Below are 7,049 nucleotides of genomic sequence, written 5' to 3'. Positions count from 1 at the left end.
GAACTCACCCCCTTCAAAAATCAACTCACAATCCCCCCGCCCCCCCGCGCCCGGGGGGGGCGGGCGTGGCCGGCGTGGGGGTGGGCCCGGGGGGGTGGATTCGGGCGGGCTGGGGGCTGGGCACAGGACGTCGGAGCGGCCGACTTCCTGCGCGCGGGACGGGGGCGGGACGGGAGCGGGACGGTACGAGCGTGGCGGGCCCGGCGGCTGTGGGGGTCAGGGGGTGAGGGCCGGGGGTTGGGGGTGGGGGAGGCCGGTCCAGCAGGCGCCGTGGCGGCGGGCGCGGAGGCGGCGGAGCCAGAGTTCGGTGGAGACGAGGTCCGCCAGGCCGGCCAGGGCGGCCGGGGAGAGCGGGGTGGCGGGGTCGGCGGAGTGGGCGAGGCCGGCGCGGACGGCGGGGAGGTCGATGAGGCCGGCCTCGGCGAGCAGGGGGGCGTCGAAGAGCTCGGCGAGGCCGTCGGCGGCGAGGCGCAGGCCGGCCCGGGTGGGGGCGGTGCGGTCGGGGCGGGGGCCGCGGCCCCAGTCGGGGGGCAGGTCGGTGCGGCCGGCGCCGGTGAGGACGGCGTGCAGGAGGGCGTGCCGGGCGCCGGGCTGGAGGCGGACGTCGTCGGGGAGCAGCCTGGCGGCGCGGACCACCTGGTTGTCGAGGAAGGGCGCGTGCAGCCGCTGGCCGGGCCGTTCGGCGGCGTGCAGCAGCGTGCGGTAGGAGCGCGCCTGGCGGTAGAGGGCGTGCCGGGCCCGGTGCGCGCCCGGGTGTTCCTCGGGCGCCGGTCGGCGCGCCGCCAGCCGCAGCCGGAGGGCGACCGAGGAGAGCGCCTCGTCGGAGAGCCAGCGGGCGGCCGGGCCGGGGACGCACCAGGCGAGGTCGACGGCCGAGCGGTCGCCCGCGGTGCCGCCGCCGTCGGGGACGTGCCGGGCGGTCAGCTTGGCGGCGGCCTCGTCCAGTGCCTCGGCGTAGCGGACCCGGGAGAGCCGGTGGGCGGCCCGGACCACGGTGAGCGGGGTGCGCAGCGCGCCGGTCAGCACGCCTGCGGCGGCCCGGTCGACACCGGCCAGGGCGGCGACCGGGGGCAGCAGTTCGCGGGGCCGGCCGGCCCGGATCAGGTCGGCGAGCCGGGCCGGGTGGCCGTCCAGGACCTGGCGGGCGCCGTAGCCGGTGAGGTGGTCGGTGCCGCCGGCGTCGAAGCGGGCTCCGGCCCGGGCGGCGGCGACGAGTTCGGGGCCGGGCTCGTCGGTGAGCGGGCCGGACTGCGGGTCGGTGCGCAGGACCGCGTACGGGAGGGTGTCGGGGCCGGGGTCGAGCACGGTGTGCCGCAGCCGCGGGGTGTCGGGGGCGAGCGCGAGGCTGGTGGGCGCTTCGGTCTCGCCGAGCGTGACGGCGGCCAACTGCTCGGGGGCGGACGGGCCCTGGACGGCCTCCCGGGCCCAGGAGCCCTTGACCGCGCCGCTCCTGGCCCCGGCGGTGCTCCGGCCGCCGGTCGCGGCCGACCCCGTCGACGCGCCCGGAGCACCGGCCGGCACCGGCGGCAGCGGCGACACCGGCGGCAGCGGCACGGCGGCCGCGAGCAGGGCCACGGTGGCGGAGGCCGTCCCGTACGAGAGGTCGACGCCGAGCCGGGCGCGCCCGGTCTGGTCGGTGGCCGGGGCGGGGGTGCGGACGCGGGAGCGGACGGACTCCAGCAGGGCGCGGGTGAGTTCGCGGATGGCGGGGGCCTCGTCGCGGGGCTGTTCGGCGCCGGGCGGCTCGTCGTAGGCGTCGAGGTACGGGCGGCCGCCGCGGACGGCGAGCACGTGGCCGGGCGGCACCCGCTGGACGCCCAGGTACGGCGTGCCGGTGCCGAGCGCCTCGGGGGACTCCGGGCAGGCGAGCCGGGCGGCGAGGTGGCCGGTGTCCAGCGCGGCACCGACCAGGTCGGCGAGCGGAAGGGCGGCGGTGGCGTACGCGGTGCCGCCGGCCCAGGGGGTGTGGAAGACCGGCTGGGCGCCGGCGAGGTCGGTGAGCAGCAGGGTGGAGCGGGTGCCGGTGCGCAGTACGACGGTGTAGCTGCCGGGCCAGGCGGTGAGGTGGCGGACGGCGCCGCCGCGGGCGGCGGCGAGGCCGGCGGCGAGTTCGGCGTCGGTGGCGCCGCAGTGGCCGAGGACGGCGAGCCGGGTGGTGGCGGGGGTGTCCTCGACCGGGTCGGGGGCGGTGGGGCCGGTGCTGACGACGGGGCGGGCGCCGGGGCGGAGGATGACCAGGCGGATCTCCTCGGGCCGCCAGTCGCCCACGGCCCAGAGCGGGTTGGGGCCGGTCCACAGGGGGCGGGCGGCGATCGGGGCGACCGTGGCGAGGGCCTCGTACACCGGCGCGCCCGGCCGGGGCGTGCCCGTGCTCCAGCCCGTCAGCCACCGCATCGCGCCTCCACCGGACGAGGACCTGCACTCGCGCGGCGCGTCCGGCGCCGGGCGGGCGGCCGGATGGGTGCCGGGGGCGGCCCGTGGGCGCGTCCGGGCGTGCCCGCGTTCCGGCGCGCCGTCTGGAGACATCGTGCCACCACCGGGCGCTGCCGGGGCCGGTGTTGTCGGTTCCGCTTCCGTTTCGACGGGCCCGGTGCGGGTGTTGGGCGCGGGAAGGCAACGGGGCCCGGGCGCGGGAAGGCAACGGGGCCCGGGCGCGGGAAGGCAACGGGGCCCGGGCGCGGGGAGGCGACGAGGACGGTGGCGAGGGCGGGGTCGGGGGGTGGATTCGGGCGGGCCGGGCCTCCCCCTCCCCGGCCCGGACCGCCCGGGCGCACGCCCTTGACATGGGCATCGCGAGATGGCCGAAAGGCGTCGCCCCGCCCGGGAGGGCATCCGCATGCCCTCCCGGACTTCGCCGCCACCCGCGGGGATTGAGGCGGCGGCGTCCCCCGGCCCGCCGGGTCCTCGACGGCGGGCCGACCCACGACCACCAGCGAATCGCCGAGCAGCCGGTCGGGCCAGGGGGCACGGCCGGGCGCACGTGAACACGGGACCGGAGCACGACGCTCCGGCGCGCGGCGCGGCCGAACCGCTCCGGGTGGTCCGGACCAACCCCCGCGACGGCCCGGCGCGGCACCGCCGGGTGCGCGATCCCGCCATCCGGAATGCGGCCTCTTAACCGTCGGAACGCGTCCGACTACTCTAGGTACAGCAGCTACGGCCCGGTGCCGCCCGGGCCCCGCGCACAAGGCCGCAGGAGGTGCCGCCGCCACCATGACCGTCAGCCCACGAGGACCGAACGAACGGCTCGGCACGCTCCTGACCCTCGCCCAGATCAGCAACGCCGGACTGGCCCGACGGGTCAACGACCTTGGCGCGCAACGCGGTTTGACGCTGCGGTACGACAAGACCTCGGTCGCCCGCTGGGTCAGCAAGGGCATGGTCCCGCAGGGGCCCGTCCCGCACCTGATCGCCACCGCGATCGGCGGCAAGCTCGGCCGGCCCGTCCCGCTGGAGGAGATCGGCCTGGGCGACACCGACCCGGCGCCCGAACTCGGCCTGGCCTTCCCGCGCGAGGTGGCCGACGCGGTGCGCTCGGCCACCGACCTGTTCCGGGTCGACCTCGACCTGCGCCGCGGGCCCGGCGGCGGCCGCTGGAGCGACAGCCTGGCCGGCACCTTCTCGGTCGCCGCGTACGCGACGCCCGTCTCCCGCTGGCTGATCAACCCGGCGGACGGCTCGGTGGCCCGCGACGTGCCGCGCTCCCCCAGCGAGAACTCCTCGTACCGGGTCGGCCACTCGGACGCGGTCAAGCTCCGCGAGGCCGCCCAGGAGGCCCGCCGCTGGGACTCCAAGTACGGCGGCGGGGACTGGCGTTCGTCGATGGTGCCGGAGTGCCTGCGGGTGGAGGCGGCGCCGCTGCTGCTGGCCTCGTACAGCGACGCGGTCGGCCGGGCGCTGTTCGGCGCGACCGCCGAACTGACCAGGCTGGCCGGGTGGATGGCCTTCGACACCGGCCAGCACGAGGCCGCCCAGCGGTACTACATCCAGGCCCTGCGGCTCGCCCGGGCCGCCGCCGACGTGCCGCTCGGCGGCTACGTGCTGGCCTCGATGAGCCTCCAGGCCGGCTACCGGGGCTTCGCCGAGGAGGCCGTCGACCTCGCCCAGGCCGCGCTGGAGCGCAACCGCAGCCTGGCCACCGCCCGGACCATGAGCTTCTTCCACCTGGTGGAGGCACGGGCCCAGGCCAAGGCCCGCAACGCGGCAGCGTGCGCGACGGCGCTCGGCGCGGCCGAGAGCGCACTCGAACGAGCGCGCGCCGGGGACCCCGATCCGGCGTGGATCGACTTCTACGCCTACGACCGGCTGGCCGCCGACGCCGCCGAGTGCTTCCGCGACCTCGGAGTGCCCTCCAAGGTCCGGCAGTTCACCCGCGAGGCACTGGCCAAGCCCACCGAGGGCTACGTCCGCTCGCACGGCCTGCGGCTGGTGGTCTCGGCGATGGCCGAGGCCGAGGCGGGCAACCTGGACGCCGCGGTCGCCGCCGGCGAGCGCGCCGTCGAGGTGGCCGGCCGGATCTCCTCGCAGCGCAGCCGGGAGTACGTGGTGGAGATGCTGCGGCGGCTGGAGCCCTTCCAGGGCGAACGCCGGGTCCGCGAACTGACCGAGCGGGCGCGGGCGGTGATCGTCGCTCCGGCGTGACGTCCGAGTGGCATGGCGTTCGGGCCCGGCGATAAATGGGGTGCATCTGCGGGAGGGGACTGGATATGTTCTCTCTCGTCCAGGTGCGCAGGCGGAGGTTACTTCCACTCTTAATGGGCGTGTCGCGGGTTCGAGTCCCGCCACCGGTACTTTCGCACCGGTGTAGCTCAGTTGGCAGAGCAGCTATGTCACCTCAGCCGTCCTTGAACTCTGGACACCCATACCTGAATAGAATTCCGCACCTCCCGGTGCGCCGGCAGCGGTTACTTCTGTGGAGTGCCCCTTCAACGGGGTGCGTTGAAGCAAACCCAAAAACCGCAGCCGAATCCATTGATCTCGGGAGGCAGCTGCGCTTCGGAGTGCCCGGTGCGCAGGCGGGGGTTACTTCGGATCTTGTGGTTCCGGGTTCAAATCCCGGGCGTGCCGTGCGCGAGCGCGGCCGCTAGCTCAATCCGGTAGAGCACAAGGCATATACCTCCGCCGACGCCGGTCGTTGCACAACGACCGGCACGATCTCGGGCACCCCGGCCGCAGCATGCCTCCCTCCCGCTGACGACCGAGCACGCCGAGGGGGGCTGCAGCATGTCCAGGTTCAACATCCGCAAGACCAAGACGAGTCCGAAGTCACCGGTGACCACGACCGGGAAGCGCACCACCAACCACAACGGCGGCGTCGGGTTCGTCCGGGGCGCCAAGTCCGAACTCTTCCTCCTCGCCGTGGCCAACATGGTCGGGCAGGACACCTTCTACGAGCGCGGCGGCGCCCGCGACGACCGCTACACCGCGCTGGTGCGCGAACTCGCCGTCAGTGACCCGGAGTGGACCCTCGGGCTGCTGCGCTGGCTGCGGTACGGCGCGCAGCTGCGCACCGCCGCGCTGGTCGGCGCCGCCGAGTTCACCCGGGCCCGGCTGGACGCCGGTGCCCACGGGCACTCCCGGCAGGCCGTCGACGCCGTGCTGCGGCGGGCCGACGAGCCCGGTGAGCTGCTCGCGTACTGGACCTCGCGCTACGGCCGGGCGCTGCCCAAGCCGCTCAAGCGCGGCGTCGCGGACGCGGTGCGGCGGCTGTACGACGCCCGCGCGCTGCTCAAGTACGACACCGCGGGCAAGGGCTACCGCTTCGGCGACGTCCTGGAGCTGACCCACCCGGCGCCGGACCCGGCCAAGCCCTGGCAGGGCGCCCTGTTCCAGTACGCGCTGGACCGCCGGCACCGGCCGGAGGAGGCCGTCCCGCCCGCCCTCGACCGGATGCTGACCGCCAACCGCGAGCTGCTCGCGCTGCCCGTCGGGGAGCGCCGGGCGGCCGTGACGGCGGAGGACGGCGCGGAGCGGCTGGCCGCCGCCGGGCTGACCTGGGAGGCGTTGGCGGGCTGGCTGCAGGGTCCGATGGACGCCGCGGTCTGGGAGGCGGTCATCCCGTCCATGGGCCCGATGGCGCTGGTGCGGAACCTGCGCAACTTCGATCAGGCGGGGGTGTCGGACGAGGTCGCGGCCGAGGTGGCCCGGCGGGTCGCCGACCGGGACGAGGTGCGGCGCTCGCGCCAGTTCCCGTTCCGCTACCTGGCCGCGTACCGGCACGCGCCCTCGCTGCGGTGGGGGCACGCGCTGGAGACGGCGCTCGGCCACTCGCTCGCCAACGTGCCCGAGCTGCCCGGCCGGACGCTGGTCCTGGTCGACCGCTCCGGCTCGATGTTCGACCGGCCCAGCGCGCAGACCCAGCTCAACCGGGCGGACTCGGCGGCGATCTTCGGCACCGCGTTGAAGGTGCGGGCGGCCGGGGCGGACCTGGTCGAGTTCGGCAGCGGCAGCCGGGTGGTCGAGGTCGGCCGCGGGGAGGCGGTGCTGCGGGTGCTGGGGCGCTTCTCCAACCTCGGCGGCACCAACACCGCCCAGGCCGTCCGGGACCACTACCGGGGCCACGACCGGGTGGTGATCATCACCGACGAGCAGCCCGGCGCCGGGTACGGGGGCAGCGATCCGCTCGCCGCGATACCGGCCCACGTTCCCGTCTACACCTGGAACCTGGCCGGCTACGCCACGGGCCACGGCCCGAGCGGCAGTGCCAACCGGCACACCTTCGGCGGCCTCAGCGACGCGGCCTTCCGGCTGATCCCCCTGCTGGAGGCGGGGACCGACGCCGGCTGGCCCTGGGAGGTCTGACCACGACGCGGCCGGACGGGGGGCGGCGGCGACGCGCGGAGCCGGGGGGCTCTGCGCGGCGACGCCACGGCCGCACAAAGGGGGGCGTGGCGCGCGGAGCCGGGGGGCTCTGCGCACCGCACCGCGGCCGGTCCGGGGGGACCGGCCGATGCCCCGGGGGGCGAGGGGGGGGGGCAGACCCGGGCGCCCCCCCCCGCCAAGCCCCGGGCCCCCCGGGCGAGGTGGACCCGGCGAAACCCCACCCGCCC

Annotated in this window: 3 protein-coding genes and 1 tRNA gene; 3 read left to right on the top strand and 1 reads right to left on the bottom strand. The window is 76.7% G+C overall.

What is annotated here, in order from left to right; genetic code table 11:
- Window positions 1-216: 216 nt before the first annotated feature.
- Complete coding sequence (locus tag ACFV8H_RS35270; protein ID WP_380408036.1) at window positions 217-2,394, bottom strand: asparagine synthase-related protein; 2,178 nt, start codon at window positions 2,392-2,394, stop codon at window positions 217-219.
- An 819-nt stretch (window positions 2,395-3,213) separates the two neighbouring features.
- On the opposite strand from ACFV8H_RS35270, the gene ACFV8H_RS35265 reads away from it, so the two are divergent.
- From ACFV8H_RS35265 to ACFV8H_RS35255, 3 genes are all read left to right on the top strand, one after another.
- Complete coding sequence (locus ACFV8H_RS35265) at window positions 3,214-4,641, top strand: MFS transporter (RefSeq protein WP_375892924.1); 1,428 nt, start codon at window positions 3,214-3,216, stop codon at window positions 4,639-4,641.
- Window positions 4,642-4,728: 87 nt separating this feature from the next.
- A tRNA-Ser gene (locus ACFV8H_RS35260) sits at window positions 4,729-4,790 on the top strand.
- 433 nt (window positions 4,791-5,223) lie between these two features.
- Window positions 5,224-6,801, top strand: coding sequence for a TROVE domain-containing protein (locus ACFV8H_RS35255; RefSeq protein ID WP_380408034.1), 1,578 nt, complete (start codon window positions 5,224-5,226; stop codon window positions 6,799-6,801).
- Window positions 6,802-7,049: the final 248 nt, after the last annotated feature.

The sequence above is a fragment of the Kitasatospora sp. NPDC059827 genome (assembly GCF_042731675.1).
Lineage (GTDB): Bacteria > Actinomycetota > Actinomycetes > Streptomycetales > Streptomycetaceae > Kitasatospora.
Note: the sequence above shows the minus strand (reverse complement) of the source record. Positions and strands in the feature narration are given on the sequence as shown.

Bases quoted from the DNA above. Each gene is read 5' to 3' on its own strand.
- ACFV8H_RS35270 (WP_380408036.1), bottom strand. From the start codon at position 2,394: ATGCGGTGGCTGACGGGCTGGAGCACGGGCACGCCCCGGCCGGGCGCG.
- ACFV8H_RS35265 (WP_375892924.1), top strand. From the start codon at position 3,214: ATGACCGTCAGCCCACGAGGACCGAACGAACGGCTCGGCACGCTCCTG.
- ACFV8H_RS35255 (WP_380408034.1), top strand. From the start codon at position 5,224: ATGTCCAGGTTCAACATCCGCAAGACCAAGACGAGTCCGAAGTCACCG.